The organism is Campylobacter sp. CNRCH_2015_0814, assembly GCF_025772765.1.
Classification (GTDB): domain Bacteria; phylum Campylobacterota; class Campylobacteria; order Campylobacterales; family Campylobacteraceae; genus Campylobacter_D.
In genome coordinates this window covers 1-15,377 of record NZ_JAKMSR010000011.1, presented here as the reverse complement: position 1 = coordinate 15,377, position 15,377 = coordinate 1, and the positions used below count along the sequence as shown (strand labels likewise).

Annotated in this window: 15 protein-coding genes; 7 read left to right on the top strand and 8 right to left on the bottom strand. The window is 30.1% G+C overall.

All coding sequences use genetic code 11. The annotated features are described in order from the left end of the window. Positions 1-3: 3 nt before the first annotated feature. Positions 4-1,455, top strand: a complete 1,452-nt coding sequence (pyk, locus tag L8X24_RS06710; protein ID WP_263664164.1) for a pyruvate kinase — start codon at positions 4-6, stop codon at positions 1,453-1,455. Positions 1,456-1,462: 7 nt separating this feature from the next. Here the strand turns inward: pyk and gmhA are convergent, their stop codons facing one another. Genes gmhA through L8X24_RS06690 form a run of 4 tightly spaced genes read right to left on the bottom strand, consistent with a single transcriptional unit; the run spans position 1,463 to position 4,844 of the window. Beyond that, positions 1,463-2,023 carry a D-sedoheptulose 7-phosphate isomerase gene (gene gmhA / locus L8X24_RS06705; protein WP_263664163.1) on the bottom strand — a complete coding sequence of 187 codons (561 nt, stop codon included), beginning with the start codon at positions 2,021-2,023 and terminating at the stop codon, positions 1,463-1,465. Further along, the gene (gene rfaE1 / locus L8X24_RS06700) at positions 2,013-3,386 is read right to left on the bottom strand and encodes a D-glycero-beta-D-manno-heptose-7-phosphate kinase (RefSeq protein WP_263664162.1); all 1,374 of its coding nucleotides are present in this window, start codon (positions 3,384-3,386) and stop codon (positions 2,013-2,015) included. The genes gmhA and rfaE1 overlap by 11 nt, the downstream gene beginning before the upstream one ends. Further along, positions 3,379-4,332 carry an ADP-glyceromanno-heptose 6-epimerase gene (gene rfaD, locus L8X24_RS06695; protein ID WP_263664161.1) on the bottom strand — a complete coding sequence of 318 codons (954 nt, stop codon included), beginning with the start codon at positions 4,330-4,332 and terminating at the stop codon, positions 3,379-3,381. The genes rfaE1 and rfaD overlap by 8 nt, the downstream gene beginning before the upstream one ends. Then, positions 4,329-4,844: a D-glycero-alpha-D-manno-heptose-1,7-bisphosphate 7-phosphatase gene (locus L8X24_RS06690; RefSeq protein WP_263664159.1), complete on the bottom strand. Its 516-nt coding sequence runs from the start codon at positions 4,842-4,844 to the stop codon at positions 4,329-4,331. Before L8X24_RS06690 ends, rfaD begins: the two co-directional genes overlap by 4 nt. 130 nt (positions 4,845-4,974) lie before the next feature. Here L8X24_RS06690 and L8X24_RS06685 point away from each other — a divergent pair, with 130 nt between their 5' ends. Beyond that, the gene (locus tag L8X24_RS06685) at positions 4,975-5,280 is read left to right on the top strand and encodes a cytochrome c553 (RefSeq protein WP_039668143.1); all 306 of its coding nucleotides are present in this window, start codon (positions 4,975-4,977) and stop codon (positions 5,278-5,280) included. Positions 5,281-5,291: 11 nt separating this feature from the next. On the opposite strand, the gene ccoS is transcribed toward L8X24_RS06685, so the two are convergent. Then, the gene (ccoS, locus tag L8X24_RS06680; RefSeq protein WP_039668142.1) at positions 5,292-5,501 is read right to left on the bottom strand and encodes a cbb3-type cytochrome oxidase assembly protein CcoS; all 210 of its coding nucleotides are present in this window, start codon (positions 5,499-5,501) and stop codon (positions 5,292-5,294) included. Next, the gene (locus L8X24_RS06675) at positions 5,498-7,843 is read right to left on the bottom strand and encodes a heavy metal translocating P-type ATPase (RefSeq protein WP_263664155.1); all 2,346 of its coding nucleotides are present in this window, start codon (positions 7,841-7,843) and stop codon (positions 5,498-5,500) included. The genes ccoS and L8X24_RS06675 overlap by 4 nt, the downstream gene beginning before the upstream one ends. Before the next feature lie 175 nt (positions 7,844-8,018). On the opposite strand from L8X24_RS06675, the gene rho reads away from it, so the two are divergent. Beyond that, positions 8,019-9,323, top strand: coding sequence for a transcription termination factor Rho (gene rho / locus L8X24_RS06670; RefSeq protein WP_039617780.1), 1,305 nt, complete (start codon positions 8,019-8,021; stop codon positions 9,321-9,323). Positions 9,324-9,325: 2 nt separating this feature from the next. Then, on the top strand, positions 9,326-10,858 hold the full coding sequence (locus L8X24_RS06665; protein WP_263664153.1) for a DNA polymerase III subunit gamma/tau: 1,533 nt from the start codon (positions 9,326-9,328) through the stop codon (positions 10,856-10,858). On the opposite strand, the gene L8X24_RS06660 is transcribed toward L8X24_RS06665, so the two are convergent. Beyond that, positions 10,855-12,948 carry a TonB-dependent receptor domain-containing protein gene (locus tag L8X24_RS06660; protein ID WP_263664152.1) on the bottom strand — a complete coding sequence of 698 codons (2,094 nt, stop codon included), beginning with the start codon at positions 12,946-12,948 and terminating at the stop codon, positions 10,855-10,857. The two genes, L8X24_RS06665 and L8X24_RS06660, sit on opposite strands and share 4 nt — an antisense overlap. Positions 12,949-13,105: 157 nt before the next feature. Between L8X24_RS06660 and exbB the strand changes: the two genes are divergently transcribed. From exbB to L8X24_RS06645, 3 genes are read left to right on the top strand one after another with little or no spacing between them, the layout of a single operon-like run. Further along, positions 13,106-13,537: a TonB-system energizer ExbB gene (gene exbB, locus L8X24_RS06655; protein ID WP_263664151.1), complete on the top strand. Its 432-nt coding sequence runs from the start codon at positions 13,106-13,108 to the stop codon at positions 13,535-13,537. Continuing rightward, the gene (gene exbD, locus L8X24_RS06650; RefSeq protein ID WP_263664149.1) at positions 13,530-13,919 is read left to right on the top strand and encodes a TonB system transport protein ExbD; all 390 of its coding nucleotides are present in this window, start codon (positions 13,530-13,532) and stop codon (positions 13,917-13,919) included. The genes exbB and exbD overlap by 8 nt, the downstream gene beginning before the upstream one ends. Further along, positions 13,916-14,569 (top strand): energy transducer TonB, encoded by a 654-nt coding sequence (locus L8X24_RS06645; RefSeq protein WP_263664148.1) that lies wholly within the window; start codon positions 13,916-13,918, stop codon positions 14,567-14,569. Before exbD ends, L8X24_RS06645 begins: the two co-directional genes overlap by 4 nt. 10 nt (positions 14,570-14,579) lie before the next feature. Here L8X24_RS06645 and L8X24_RS06640 read toward each other — a convergent pair whose 3' ends face one another. Next, positions 14,580-15,032, bottom strand: coding sequence for a DUF411 domain-containing protein (locus L8X24_RS06640; protein WP_263664147.1), 453 nt, complete (start codon positions 15,030-15,032; stop codon positions 14,580-14,582). Between the last annotated feature and the right edge of the window lie 345 nt (positions 15,033-15,377).

Sequence of the window (15,377 nt, the reverse complement as noted above, 5' to 3'; positions counted from 1 at the left end):
AAAATGCTAAAAAAAACAAAAATAGTTGCAACGATTGGACCAGCAAGTGAAAACGAAGCTACAATAAGACAAATGATTATTAATGGGGTGAATGTTTTTCGTTTAAATTTTTCACATGGAACCCATGAGTATCATAGTCAAAATCTAACTACTATTAGAAAAGTAGCAACTGAACTTAATGCAAGAATTGGAATTTTACAAGATATTAGTGGACCAAAAATTAGAACCTTAAAAATTCCAGAAGCTTTTGAATTAAAAAATGGAGATAGACTAGACTTTTACAAGGATACTTTTGAAGGAGAAAAACTTTCTAATGAACATTATAAAGTCTGTATTAATCATCCTGAAATTCTTTCAATGCTAAAGGTAGGAGAATACATCTATCTTTGTGATGGCTCCATCAAAACTAAAGTAGTGCAAGTTGAAAAAGATTTTATCCAAACCCAAGTAGAAAATAGCGGGGTGCTTAGTTCAAACAAGGGAATTAATTTTCCTAATACAAAAATTAATATCGATGTTATCACCCAAAAAGATAAAGATGATCTTGCATGGGGTATTAAAAATGATGTTGACTTTTTAGCCATCTCTTTTGTACAAAATGCTCATGATATTGATGAAGTTAAGAAAATACTTGATGAAAATAATGCCAAAATTGCTATTTTTGCAAAAATAGAAAAATTTGATGCTGTTGAAAATATCGATGAAATCATAAATTGCAGTGATGGTATAATGGTAGCAAGAGGGGATTTGGGTATTGAAGTGCCTTATTATAGAGTGCCAAATATACAAAAACTCATCATTAAAAAAGCCAATGAAGCTAATAAACCTGTCATCACTGCTACTCAAATGCTTTTTTCACTTGCAAAATCCAAAACTGCCACAAGAGCTGAAATTTCAGATGTTGCTAATGCTGTGCTTGATGGTACTGATGCAGTTATGCTTAGCGAAGAAAGTGCGGTAGGGATTGATCCGGCAAATGCAGTTGATATTATGACTCAAACCATTATAGAAACAGAAAAAAACTATCCTTATGAAAAATTTGAAACCTTTAAATGTTTCAATGAAACCGATATTATTGCTAAATCAAGCACACAACTAGCAACCGATTTAAATGCAAATGCAATTTTTACCATCACAAGTAGTGGTGCTTCTGCGGTTAAAACAGCAAGATATCGTCCAAAAATGGATATCATAGCTATTACTCATTCTAAAAAAGCTTTAAATTTTTTAAGTATAGTTTGGGGAGTTCAACCTGCTATATTAATAGAAAAACATGAAAATTTAACAGAGCTTTTAAGCAATTCTGTAAAACTTGGAGTCGAAAAAGGCCTTATGAAAAAAGATGGAGTTTATACTCTTACTGCAGGTTTTCCAATAGGTGTTGCAGGAAGTACAAATTTAATTAGAATTTTACAAAAAGATCAAATTGAATATTATTTAAGTTTGGGAAAATAACCCAAACTTAATATTCTTCTTCTATCAAATCACATAAACAATGTATAATTAAAATATGCATTTCTTGAATTCTAGCTGTATCATCGCTTGGAATGACTATATTATGCTCACATAGTCCATTCATCACTCCACCACCCTTTCCACTGAGTCCTATACACTTAGCACCAATTTCTCTAGCTTTTTCAAAAGCTTTAATCACATTTGGACTTTTTCCACTAGTAGAAATTCCAATCAACACATCATTATCACTAGCTAAAGCTTCAACTTGTCTTGAAAAAACAAATTCAAAACCATAATCATTTCCTATAGCACTTAAAGCAGAAGTATCAGTGCTTAGAGCAATAGCAGCTAAAGCCTTTCTTTCTTTTTTATATCTTCCGCTAAGTTCAGCTGCAAAATGCTGGCTATCTGCAGCGCTTCCACCATTTCCACAAATTAAAATTTTCCCACCACTTTTCAAGCACACTTTTAACTCTTGAGCAACCATAGCAATTTGCTCTTTTAAACTCAAACTTTGTTCTAAAGTTTTTTGATGTTGAATAAATTCCTTTTCGATTTTATTTATCATTTGCAATCCTATTAATTATATTGGTAGTGCTAAATCCATCTTCAAAGTCGATCAATTCTACTTTTTTTACTAAATTTGAACCCACTACCTCTTTGTCTTTATAATCAGCTCCCTTAACTAGCACATCAGGTTTTAAAAACTCTATCAATTCATAAGGAGTATCCTCATCAAAAATCACTACATAATCTACAAAATACATGCTCGCAAGCATACATGCACGTTGAAACTCTAAATTTATAGGTCTTGAATTTCCTTTTAGTCTTTTTACGCTTTCATCTGAATTTAAACCTACAACTAAGATATCTCCTAATTTTTTAGCTTTTTCAAGATATTTTATATGACCATAATGCATAATATCAAAACACCCGTTGGTAAAAACTACTTTTTGATCTTGTAGCAATTTTACAAGCTCTTCTTTGCTTTTAATTTTATCTTCAAAAGAAGCTTTTTTGAGGTTTTTTATCTCTTCTAAACTTACACTCACACTTCCTACTTTTGCTACCACAACAGCTGCTGCATCATTTGCTAGCTCGCACGCTTTTACAATATCAACTTTTAAAGCCAAAGCATAAGCAAGCATAGCTATAACACTATCTCCAGCTCCTGTTACATCATAAACCTCCAAGGCTTTTGCAGGAATAATATGTAATTTTTCATCAAAAAGTGCTATTCCTTCTTCAGATAAAGTTATAATAGAATAAGCTAAATTTAAATCATCTTTTAATTTTTTCAAAGCTTTTTCTAAATTATCAATTTTTTCTACACCCAAAGCTTGAATAGCTTCTTTTTTATTTGGAGTTAGCAAGGTTGCATTTTGATATTTGCTAAAATCACTTCCTTTTGGATCAATCAAAATAGGTAAATTTAAAGTATTTGCATGCTCTATCAAAGCTTTTGTTACTTTTGAAGTTAAAATCCCTTTGGCATAATCACTCAAAACAATCGCATCATAATCTTTTGCGATTTTTTTATACTCTTTGATAATTTCATCTTCTAATTTAGTATCAAAATCATTCTCATCATCAAGCCTTAAAACTTGCTGAGAATGTGATAAAACTCTACTCTTAAGAGGGGTTTTTCTATCTTTTTCTACTAATAATTTTGCATTTAAATTTTCTTTTAAAAATCTTCCACTCTCATCATCACCCACAAGCCCTAGAGCAAAAACCTCAGCACCAAGACTTTTTAAATTTGCATATACATTACCAGCTCCACCTAGTCTTTTATCTTCTTTTTGTGATTTCATCACCATTACAGGAGCTTCTGGAGAAATTCTAGTACAATCACACCATATATAATGATCCACCATAAAATCCCCAACAACTAAAATTTTTGGCTTTTTAGAACTTAAAAAATCAAGCATTTACTTCCTTTTCATAAAGCCTTTTAATCTCATCTAAATAATCTTTTATTCCCTCTTCAAGACCAAATTTAGCTTTATATGAAAAACTCTCATCTAATTTTGCTTGAGTATGAAATTGATAAGCATTTTTATAAGGATTAGGAATATACTCACAAGGATAATTAGTGTTTAATTCTTTTTGTAAAATATCAACTATATCTTGAAAAGTTCTTGCCTTACCTGTAGCTACATTATAAATTCCGCTTTTTGCTTCTAAAGCTTGCAAATTTGCACTCACAACATCTTTAATATATACAAAATCACGATAAATTTGATCACTTCCTTCAAATAAACGCGGACTTTTGCCCGCTAAAATTTGATGTCCAAATTGCAAAATCATAGAAGCAGTGCTATTTTTAAAAAATTCTCCCTTGCCATATACATTAAAATATCTAAGCCCGACTATATGCATTTTATCAAAGTATTTTTTTGCTAATTTATCCATCATTAATTTTGAAAATGCGTAAGGATTTTTAGGGGCTTCACTTAAATTTACAGTTTGTGGGCTTGGAGCATCTCCATAAACTGAAGCTGAACTCGCATAGATTAATTTTGCATTAAACTCCAAAGCAAGTTCTATAAAATCTTTAAAAGTGTTTAAATTAGTCTTTAAAACTTTGTTTTGATCATAAACAGTTGTATCTGAAATTGCAGCCTTATGAAAGATCGCATCGGGTTTAAAATCTTTTACAACCTTTAAAGTTTTTTCATCGTTAATATCACCTACATAAAGCTCACCTTCAAAATCTAAAATATTTTTAAAATGGCCAAAGCTTTCTAAATTTCCATTTTCAAAAGTAGCGCTTGAACGCATTTTATCTACAATCAAAACTTCATGTTTATCTTGAAGTTCTAAAGCAAGTGCAGAGCCTATAAAACCTGCTCCACCCGTTATCACTATTTTCATTTTCTATCCTTTAAATAATGCAAAAGTTCTTTTAAATTTTTAAAGACCTTATAGTTTTTATCATCATTATAATTTTCATTAATCAAAAATAGATTTTTTACACCAGCATTAATTCCAGCTTGCATATCGCTTAAATTATCCCCTATAAAAAAAGATTGTGAAAAATCTATATCAAATTCTTGTTGTGCTTTTAAAAGCATGCCGGGTTTTGGCTTACGACATTCACAATTTTCTAAATGCGGGCAGTGATAAATTTTTTCTATTCTAATGTTTCTTTTTAAAAACTCATCCAGCATATATGAACTTAAAATTTCAAAATCTTTTTCACTATAATAAGCTCTTGCAATGCCTGATTGATTAGTAGCTACAAAAATTAAAAAATTTTGCTTTTGGAAAAATTCGCAAAGTTCAAAAATACCATCACAAAATTCAAAATCACTGATCTTATGAATGTATTTTTTATCTATATTAATAATCCCATCTCTATCTAAAAATAACGCCCTTGTTTTCATAAAAAAATTATAATGTATTTTTATTAAGATTTTTATAATTTATCAAGTAAAAAAGTTTTTTAAGCGACTTTAAATAAAAAAAGCTTATAATTCAAAACATTTTATTTTCAATTTATATAGGAGTGATACAATGAAAAAGCTACTTGTTTTATCAGCTTTAGCATGTCTTGGTGTTTCAGCTTTTGCTGCAGATGGTGCTACACTTTACAAAAAATGTGCAGTATGTCATGGTGCTAAAGCAGATAAAGTTTATCTTAACAAAGTTCCTGCTTTAAATTCTTTAACTGCAGCTGAAAGATTGCAATACATGAAAGACTATGCAGCAGGTAAAAGAAATGCTTATGGTCAAGGTGCTATCATGAAAATCAACCTTAAAGGTTTAACAGAAGCAGATTTCAAAGCAATTGAAGAATATATCGAAAGCTTAAAAAAATAATTTAACAGCCTTTATGGCTGTTTTTTGTTCTTTTCTAAAGCTTCTTTTTTTCTTTTTTCTAAAATCACCGCATCATTTAAAGCTTCTTCGCTATCATTTAAAGTAGTAAATTTATAATCATCATCAAATTGTTTATTCTTTATACCCCAAAGCAAAGCGCAAATCGCCAAAAACAAAGCAACCAAAGAAACGCCTATCATCATCATTAAAACACCGTTCATTTTTTAATCCTTAAAGCATTTAAAATCACTATTATACTACTAAAAGACATTGATAAAGCCGCGATTAAGGGATTAATCAAACCAAAAAAAGCTAAAGGCATGCTCAAGGCATTATAAAATAAAGAAAAAGCCAAATTTTGTTTAATAATTTGATAAGTTTTTTTAGCTATTTGTATGGCTTTTTGTAAGCTTTTTAGGTCATTTTTTAACAATATAATATCACTATTTTCCATAGCAAGTTCAGAACCTTCTTTTAAAGAAACCCCAACACCTGCATAAGAAAGCGCTAAAGCATCATTTACTCCATCTCCTACCATTAAAACCTTACCTGTTTGATTTAAATTAGCTATTATTTGCATTTTATCTTCTGGCATACACGAGGCTTTGAAATTATTTATTTTTAATTTTTCAGCCACCTTACTCACAGCAGATAAATTATCACCACTTAACATATAAATTTGCATTTTACATTCTTTCATAAATCCAATCAACTCTTCAGAGCTTTCTCTCATGCTATCTTCTAACTCAAAAACTGCTAATATGATTTTATTTTTAGCAAATATAAAATGCGTGGTTTGAAATTCTTGTACTTGCATATGATTTTCTTTGAAAAATTTCTCATTTCCTCCCAAAAATTCATCTTTACCCAAAAAGGCTTTATAACCTCTTGCTTGAAAATTTTGAACTTTTTCAAATTCTATTCTGCCATCGATTTTTTCATCTAAAAATTTCAAAATGCTTTTAGCCACTGGGTGGTTAGTTAGGTGTAAGAAATTTAATAACTCATTTTTATCTAACCTCTCATCCAAAAAGCTTTTTTTAACTTCTAAACTAGCCTTTGTTAAAACCCCTGTTTTATCAAACACAGCCACATTACACTTGCTCAAATCCTCCACAACACCTGCTTCTTTGAATAAAATTTTTTCTTTCAAACCAGCACTAATTGCTACTAAAGAACTCACCGGAGTAGCCAAAGCTAAAGCACATGGGCAAGCTATAATTAACACAGAAACCATGCGTATCATAGCCTCTTCAAAACCCAAATTTAACACAAAAAAAGTAAAAGCAAAGCAAAGTAAAGCACAAGTTAAAATAATAGGTGAAAAATACTTACTTACTTGCTGTACCATTTTTTCTATTTTGGCTTTTTTTGAACTGGAGTTTTCAAGTAAATTAATAATCCTAGCTAATTTAGAATCCTTATAAAGTACATTTGCCCTATATAAAGTATTCCCGCTTAAAACCAAAGAAGCAGAATAAATCATATCATCTTTTTGCACATCAAGCGGTAAACTCTCTCCACTTAAACTAGACATATCCAAGCTAATATTACCACTAACACACACTCCATCTATTAAAACTCTATCGCCTTCTTTTAATTCTATAATATCTCCTATTTGTACTTCTTCTACATCGATATTTTCTATTTTGTCATTTTTTAAAACCCTTACTTCACTGCTTAAAAACGATCGTAAATGATCAAGAGTATCAAGGGCTTTTTTCTTACTTAAAAGCTCTAAGTACTTTCCTATAAAAACAAAACAAACAATCATCGCCACAGAATCAAAATACACTTGCGAAGCTCTTGAAAACATTGCCCATATTGAATATATATAAGCTAAACTTGCCCCACTAATTACCAAAGTATCCATATTAACACTTTTAAATTTCAAAGCATAATAGGCATTTTTATAAAAGATTGAACCTGTATAAAAAAGCACGGGAGTACAAAGTAAAAACTCAGCAAAATGCAAAATATCCTTAGTATCAGCTTCCATGCCACTAAAAAACCCAGCATACTTAGCTACAGATATCCACATGATATTCATCACACAGGCTATGGCAACTATTAATTTTGCATAAAAATCTCTTTTAGTTTGAGTTGCTCTTTGTTCATTCTTTGTAGGCAAATACACACTAGCTTTATAACCAATACTTTCTATGCTTTGGATAATTTTTGCTAAATTTATACTTTTTTCATCAAAAACAATTCTTGCTTTATGAGTAATAGAATTAATATCAACTTCTATCACCCCTTCACTTTTAATGAGAATTTTTTCATTAAGCCAAACACAGGCAGCACAATGAATTTCTTCTATAAGTAAAAAAATCTCACTAAAACCTTCTTTGGTTTGTTGTATGTATTTTTCATAATCTTTAACATTATGTTCTATTATGGCAGGAGTTAGGGTTTTATTGCCAAGTTTTTCATAAAATTCTTCCAAGTTATTTTCTTGTAAAATCTCATAAACACTTTCACAGCCTTTACAACAAAAATAATTTCCATTTTTTTCTATCATTTGATCTTGTCTGAAACTTAATTGGCAGTGTTTACATTTCATCTTATACTTTCTTCAATAATTTTTTACAATATTTTATCATTTTTTAAAATCACTATTTTAAAAATTATTTACAAAGCTATATTATAATTTTAAAAAATTTGACAAAGAAGCATTTTTTTGAATAAAATCTCTTATTCATTATTAAATACTACATTTTCTACATTTTAGAGGATATATGGAAAATACAAAAGAAAAAAAACAACATCAAAGAACACACATTCCAGTGGAAGGTTATAAGATAGAAGATTTAAAGTTGCTTGATCTAGAAAGCTTAGTTAAAATTGCTAATGAAGCAGAAATAGAAAACCCAAGAGAATTTAGAAGACAAGATCTTATTTTTGAAATTCTAAAAGCACAAACCAAAAAAGGTGGCTTTATACTCTTTACAGGAATTTTAGAAATTTCACCTGAAGGCTATGGCTTTTTGCGTGGAATGGATTCAAATTTAAGCGACAGTGTAAATGATGCTTATGTATCAAACTCACAAATTCGCAAATTTGCTCTACGTGTTGGGGATATAGTTACCGGTCAAGTTAGAGAACCAAAAGACCAAGAAAAATACTATGCTTTATTAAAAATTGAAGCGATTAATTATCTTCCATTAAAAGAAGCTAGAGAAAGACCTTTATTTGACAATCTTACTCCAATTTTTCCAACTGAAAAAATCAAATTAGAATACGATCCTTTAAAACTAACAGGTAGAATGCTTGACTTATTTGCACCTATAGGAAAAGGCCAAAGAAGCTTAATTGTGGCACCTCCAAGAACTGGTAAAACTGAGCTAATGAAAGAATTAGCTACTGCTATTGCTAAAAATCACCCAGAGGCTCATTTGATTGTACTTTTAGTAGATGAGCGCCCTGAAGAAGTTACAGATATGCAAAGATGTGTTAAAGGTGAGGTTTTTAGCTCTACTTTTGACTTACCTGCTTATAATCATGTTAGAGTAGCTGAGCTTGTTATAGAAAAAGCAAAAAGAATGGTAGAAACAGGCAAAGATGTCATTATATTACTTGATTCTATTACAAGATTAGCAAGAGCTTATAATACTGCTACGCCAAGTAGTGGTAAGGTTTTAAGTGGCGGGGTTGATGCAAATGCCTTACATAAACCAAAACGCTTTTTTGGTGCAGCTAGAAATATAGAGCATGGTGGCTCATTAACCATTATAGCAACTGCTTTGATAGAAACAGGCTCAAGAATGGATGAAGTGATTTTTGAAGAATTTAAAGGAACAGGAAATAGCGAAATCGTTCTTGATAGAAATATTTCAGATAGAAGAATTTACCCTGCAATTAACATCATAAAATCAGGAACTAGAAAAGAAGAATTACTCCAAGGTGTTGAAAAGCTTCAAAAAATTTGGGCAATTAGATCAGCTATTTCACAAATGGATGATATAGAAGCATTAAAATTTTTATACTCTAAAATGCTAAAAACCAAAAGCAATGAAGAGTTATTATCTATCATGAATGAGTAGCAATGCTTCAGGCTCTTGCTGTTAAATACAGACCAAAAAATTTCAATGAGCTTGTAGGGCAAAATACTGTTTCTACAAGCTTAAAATATGCTCTTGAAAATAACCGTTTAGCGCACGCTTACTTATTCTCAGGGTTACGCGGAAGCGGAAAGACTTCAAGTGCAAGAATTTTTTCAAGAGCTCTAGTATGCGAAAATGGACCAAGTGCTAACCCTTGTGGAGAATGTTCCCAATGTTTATCTTCACTCACTGGCTCTAATATAGACATTATAGAAATGGATGCTGCAAGCCATAGAAGCTTAGAAGATATACAAGAGCTTATCGAGCAAGTCAAATACGCTCCATCTTTAGCTAGGTTTAAAATTTTTATTATCGATGAAGTACATATGCTCACCCCACAAGCAGCAAATGCCTTGCTTAAAACCTTAGAAGAGCCACCAAGCTATGTAAAATTTATACTAGCAACAACCGATCCTTTAAAACTTCCTGCCACAGTTCTTTCAAGAACACAGCATTTTAGATTTAAGCAAATTTCTACCCATGATATCTTAAATCATCTTGAGTGGATTTTGGAAAAAGAAAATATCAACTATGAAAAAGAAGCTTTAAAACTCATTGCAAGAAGCGGAAACGGATCTTTAAGAGATACTCTAACTTTATTAGATCAAGCCATAGTATATTGTCAAAATGATATACAAACACAAAAAATCACCGCTATGCTAGGCTTTTTAGATCCAGCTAAAATTGAAGAATTTTATCAAGCCATTTTAGCTAATGATAAGGATAAAGTTCTTGAGTTTTTAAAAGAATTTGAAGATTATGAAGCAAGTAATGTCATTGATGAGATGATATTTTTTCTAAAAGAAGCATTTTTTGCCAAAAATAATCTTTTTTCTATGTTAATTTATGAAAGATTTTTTAGAATTCTTTCACGCGCTAAGACTATGTTAAATTCTAGCGATGATGATAGCTTTGTGCTTTGTGTTATGGCTTTCATGCTTATAGAAGCAACTTATCTAAAAAGCATTGATGAGGCTATTAAAAATTCAAAACAAGATAGCATGCCAAATCCAAAACAACAAGAAATTCCTTCTATTCAACAAACCCCTAAAGAAGAAAAACTTAGTCCTTATGAAAATCTCTTAAAAGCAATATATAAAAGAGATTATGACTTAGCTGAAGTTTTCAAAAAAACCACACAGTTTGTTTCTTTTGAAGATGACATTTTAAGCATTAGCTCGCATGCTAAAGATGATGATAGAATGGTTTTAAACAATGGTTTTAAATTAATCAAAACATTACTTCATGAGCTTTTTGGAGAAAAAGCACAAATTAAAATCCAAAAAATAGAAACCATAGATACTCAAAAGCTGCAAGATATATTCAAAACTCCCATAAAACAAGAAGTAAAAAGCACTCCAAATCTAAATGAGCATTTTGAAAATTTTAAAAAAGACGCTAAAAAATACGACCCTAAAGACGAAACCAAAGAAGCTCTTAACAAGCTCTTTGGTTCCCCAACTATACAAAATTAAAAACTACCGTTGATTGAAATATAAATTCTTCTTCCTTCTTCTATGCGATTATAAGTGTTTACCCAAGTATCTTCATCTTTGTTTTTATAAGAATCCCAAGCATTTGTAAAACTTTTATCAAAAAGATTATAAATTGCTGCATTGATGTTCCAATTTTTATTGATATCATAACGCACACCCATAGAAGCTAAAAAGACATCTTGATAGTATTCTCTATTAATATTTGTATCACCCATATAACGATCTATTTGCCACTCACCTTTTACCCATGGAGTAAATTTATTAAAGATATTATAACTTGCTTTTAGCATAATATTGTGTTTTAAACTATCAATCTCTGGCTTTCCTATCACAGCCTTATCTTGTGCATCTTTTACTTCACTATCAAGATAAGTGTAAGCTAAATCCAAATTTAAATGTTCTATAGGGATAATCCCCGCTCCAAGCTCTATGCCTTTGTATTCAACCTTGCCATGATTAATCGCTTGATAACAACTATCAGCTTCGCATTTTCCAACACCCGAAATCATACTGCCATTGCTAAATTTTTGACTAGAAATTTTATCTTTGAAATTGGTTAAAAAGCCGGTTGCTGAAATATAAAATAAATCATTATTATAAACAGCGGCTAATTCATAATTAAGCGATGTTTCTTCTTTTAAATTTGGATTTCCATACATAGGGTACTTACCCTGTCCACTATAATTATAAGCACCTGCTATCAATCTATTAGCATATGGAGTTCTAAAGCCCGTTGAAACACCACCCTTTAAAGTAAGTTCGCTAGTAGGATTATAAACCAAATAAGCCCTTGGAGAAATGTTATTTCCAAAAATTTCATGATGATTATATCTTGCGCCAAAAGTAAATCTCAAATCATCTCTTATGCTATATTCATCTTCTGCAAAAAACGCTAATAAATATTGATCAAAATTTGTAGGATTAGCGATTTTATCTTGCATTTTTTCAAGTCTATATTCACCACCCACGCTTAAAATATGACTTTGGCCTAAAGGAATAACTGATCTTGTATCTACGATAATATCTTCAGCAACTATATCTCTATTTTGTCCTAAAAATGGTTGTGTTTTTTGACCAACTACCTCACGACCATTATTACTTACACGGTTATACTGCAAGGTAGAAGTAATCGAAAAATCTTCATACACACCCTCATGACTTAAATAAGTTACCAACTTATCTACTTGCATAGTGTCTGTATAACCACCTGTTAAAGAGCCATCATTTTTATCTGTTGGTTTTGTTAATGTGCCTAGTTGACCTTTTTTGTTATCATAATGATTTCTTGAAAAATCAATATCAAATATCAAAGTATTATAATCATCTACTAAATAGTTTAACCTAGTTCCTAAATTAAAATTGTTAGCTTTTGTAGGACTTTGAGCTTGATCACCTTGCACTCTTTGTCCGCTACCATTACTAAATTCAACATTCGACTGTTCTCTGTAAAACTCTCTAAAACGTAAGGTTAATCCTAGGCGATCATTCATCAATGGACCACTTGAATATATACTTGTACCATAAGTATTGCCCCATTCTTTATGTGCATTAAAAATACTATCTAAACTGACCGATGTTTCCCATTTATCACTTACTTTTTTTGTGATGATATTCACAACACCACCCAAAGCTTCAGAACCATATAAAGTACTCATTGGTCCTTTGATTACTTCTATTCTTTCTATGCTAGAAATTGGCGGTAAGAATGAATTTGAAATTTCATTAAAACCATTAGGCCCTACTTCTCCGCCTATCCCTTGTCGCCGTCCATCAATTAAAATTAAAGTATATCCAGTAATACCTCTCATGGTAATGTTATAAGATCCGGTTTTTCCTTTGCTAGCAAATAAATCCACACCAGGAATATCAGCAATAGCTTCGGCAACATCTCTATAAGGCTTACTTTCTAAATCTTTTTTGCTAATCACATTTATAGTAGCAGGGGCTTCTTTAATATCTTGAGAAAAACCAGAAGCGCTTACTATGGAGCTATCTAATAAAACTTCTTGCGATAAAGCATTGCAGACCAAAAAACTAGCAACACAAAACGATAAACAATGTTTTTTCATTATTTCCTTTCTTATAAATATATTTTCAAAACTGGAATATTATGATAATAATTATTAATTTAAAATAAATTTATTGTATCAATTATGATAATTGTTATTAATAAATAATTTAATTTTCAGTAATATAATCACAAAAAATTTTTAAGATGAGGGTGTAATGGAATTTTTAAAAACTTATATTGACTTAATTATATTTATTGTTTTGGGGTTAATGGCATTTATTGCTATATGGTGCACTATAGAACGCATCTTATTTTTTAGAAAAATTAAGCTAAATGATTATCAATGTCAAGAAAAATTTGATGATGCAATTAGTGAAAATCTCACCATGCTTTATATCATTTACACCAATGCTCCTTATGTAGGACTTTTGGGAACTGTAGTGGGGATTATGATTACATTTTATGACATGGGCGCAAGTGGAAATATTGATGTTAAATCTATTGTTATTGGCTTATCGCTAGCTTTAAAAGCTACAGCATTAGGAATTTTAGTTGCCATCCCTTCTTTAATGGCTTACAATGGATTACTTAGAAAAATATCAACCTTGAGTAATGCATATCGTATTTTTAAGGATAAAAATGCTTAAATTACCAAAAAATGAGGGTTTGAACATCATTCCTTTTATAGACATAATGCTTGTTTTACTAGCTATTATTTTAAGTATATCCACTTTTATCGCGCATGGTGAAATCAAAATCAATCTACCTCAAAGTGAAAATTCAAATTCCATAAACGAAAATAAAGACAAAGTGAGTATTTTAATCAATAAAGAAAATGAATTTTATATCGATGGAAAAACAGCTTCCTTAGAAGAAATAAAAGCAAAATTTGACACTATAGATTCTAAAACATTAGTAGAGTTAAAAAGTGATAAAGAAGCAAAATTTGAAAGTTTTATAAAAATTATTGATATTTTAAAAAACAAAAATCATGAAAATTTTCAAATTTTAACAGAGCAAAAAAGATGAAAGCATTCATAAGCAATCATAAAAATCAATCCTTTTTTATTACTTTATTTCTCTTTTTGCCTTTATTTTTTGTTTTTATTTATACTAAGAATTTTTTACATATACAACATAGCACTTCAAAAGAAGAAAAATTTAATATAGCCATAAAACAATTTTTACAAGATTCCCCTAAAGTAAAAACGAAACAGCCTAAACAAGAAAAAATAAAAAAGCTAGAACAAACAAAAGAAAAAGCTATTATGAAACCTAAAAAAACAAATACTTTAACCAATACCAAGGCAATAAATCAATTAAATGAAAAAATAAAACCTCAAAAAACTATAACACAAGAAAAAAAAACTCCAATAACTTCTCAAGAAAGCATATCTTTAGCTAATAACAATGAACTTTTAAAAGAAGTCAAACAAGCTATAGATGAAGCTTTAATCTATCCTAGACAAGCCAAAAAAATGCGAATGAGTGGCGAAATTTTAGTAGAATTCACATGGACTAAAGATAAAAATCTATTAAACTTAAAAATATTAAAACCATCAAAATATAAATTATTGAACGATAGTGCCTTAGAAACTATACGTATAGCGTCTAAGAATTTTCCACAATATGAAAAAACTTTTCATATAAGAATACCATTAATATATAAAATAAACTAAGCAAAATTGCTTAGTTTGTCTTGACTAGATTATGTCCTTTATAGATCCCATAAATTTTATAGTCTCCATTTTTAAGCATCAAAACTATAGGATATTCTTCTTCATAGCCTTGCTCCATTCCAGGACTTCCCTGAGGCATACCAGGAGCAGAAATACCTATAACATCTTCAGGTTTATTTTTCAAAAGCCAAGCAACTGCATCTTCAGGCACATGCCCTTCTATAACATAACCATCAATTACGCCAGTATGGCAACTTTGATACATAGGCTGAATATTCATTTTTTCTTTTATTTTTAAAAAATCATCGCTTTTGTGTATTTGCACTTTATAACCTTTATCTTTCATATAATTAGCCCAAAGATCACAGCATCCACAAGTAGGACTTTCATAAATATTTAATAATTTCTCATTAGCCAATAAAGTTGCAAAACCCAGTGATAAAGTTAAAAATAATTTTTTCATATATCCTCCAAAAAAACAAAAAGATAAAATACATTATAAAAATTAATATTTTTTATAAAACTAATAATTTTTATTTTAAAATCTATAAAAATACAAAAATACACTCTTATTTCACTCGCAAATACTTATTCTTTACCTACAACAAAAACTCAACCCGTATACTAAATAAAAACATTCAATGAACAATTTCAAACAAAATTTATAAACTCTATTAAAAACTTAAACCAAAATTTGTTATAAACACTTCAAATTTAAATCAACCAAATCACCATCCCCCCCCCCCAACCCACCAAATAACAATTCAATAACCAACCACACAAATCTAAGCCATAAGAAACAACCCAT

What these genes read in the sequence shown, in the direction of transcription:
- pyk (WP_263664164.1), top strand. Translation starts at nt 4, where the DNA reads ATGCTAAAAAAAACAAAAATAGTTGCAACGATTGGACCAGCAAGTGAA.
- gmhA (WP_263664163.1), bottom strand. Translation starts at nt 2,023, where the DNA reads ATGATAAATAAAATCGAAAAGGAATTTATTCAACATCAAAAAACTTTA.
- rfaE1 (WP_263664162.1), bottom strand. Translation starts at nt 3,386, where the DNA reads ATGCTTGATTTTTTAAGTTCTAAAAAGCCAAAAATTTTAGTTGTTGGG.
- rfaD (WP_263664161.1), bottom strand. Translation starts at nt 4,332, where the DNA reads ATGAAAATAGTGATAACGGGTGGAGCAGGTTTTATAGGCTCTGCACTT.
- L8X24_RS06690 (WP_263664159.1), bottom strand. Translation starts at nt 4,844, where the DNA reads ATGAAAACAAGGGCGTTATTTTTAGATAGAGATGGGATTATTAATATA.
- L8X24_RS06685 (WP_039668143.1), top strand. Translation starts at nt 4,975, where the DNA reads ATGAAAAAGCTACTTGTTTTATCAGCTTTAGCATGTCTTGGTGTTTCA.
- ccoS (WP_039668142.1), bottom strand. Translation starts at nt 5,501, where the DNA reads ATGAACGGTGTTTTAATGATGATGATAGGCGTTTCTTTGGTTGCTTTG.
- L8X24_RS06675 (WP_263664155.1), bottom strand. Translation starts at nt 7,843, where the DNA reads ATGAAATGTAAACACTGCCAATTAAGTTTCAGACAAGATCAAATGATA.
- rho (WP_039617780.1), top strand. Translation starts at nt 8,019, where the DNA reads ATGGAAAATACAAAAGAAAAAAAACAACATCAAAGAACACACATTCCA.
- L8X24_RS06665 (WP_263664153.1), top strand. Translation starts at nt 9,326, where the DNA reads ATGCTTCAGGCTCTTGCTGTTAAATACAGACCAAAAAATTTCAATGAG.
- L8X24_RS06660 (WP_263664152.1), bottom strand. Translation starts at nt 12,948, where the DNA reads ATGAAAAAACATTGTTTATCGTTTTGTGTTGCTAGTTTTTTGGTCTGC.
- exbB (WP_263664151.1), top strand. Translation starts at nt 13,106, where the DNA reads ATGGAATTTTTAAAAACTTATATTGACTTAATTATATTTATTGTTTTG.
- exbD (WP_263664149.1), top strand. Translation starts at nt 13,530, where the DNA reads ATGCTTAAATTACCAAAAAATGAGGGTTTGAACATCATTCCTTTTATA.
- L8X24_RS06645 (WP_263664148.1), top strand. Translation starts at nt 13,916, where the DNA reads ATGAAAGCATTCATAAGCAATCATAAAAATCAATCCTTTTTTATTACT.
- L8X24_RS06640 (WP_263664147.1), bottom strand. Translation starts at nt 15,032, where the DNA reads ATGAAAAAATTATTTTTAACTTTATCACTGGGTTTTGCAACTTTATTG.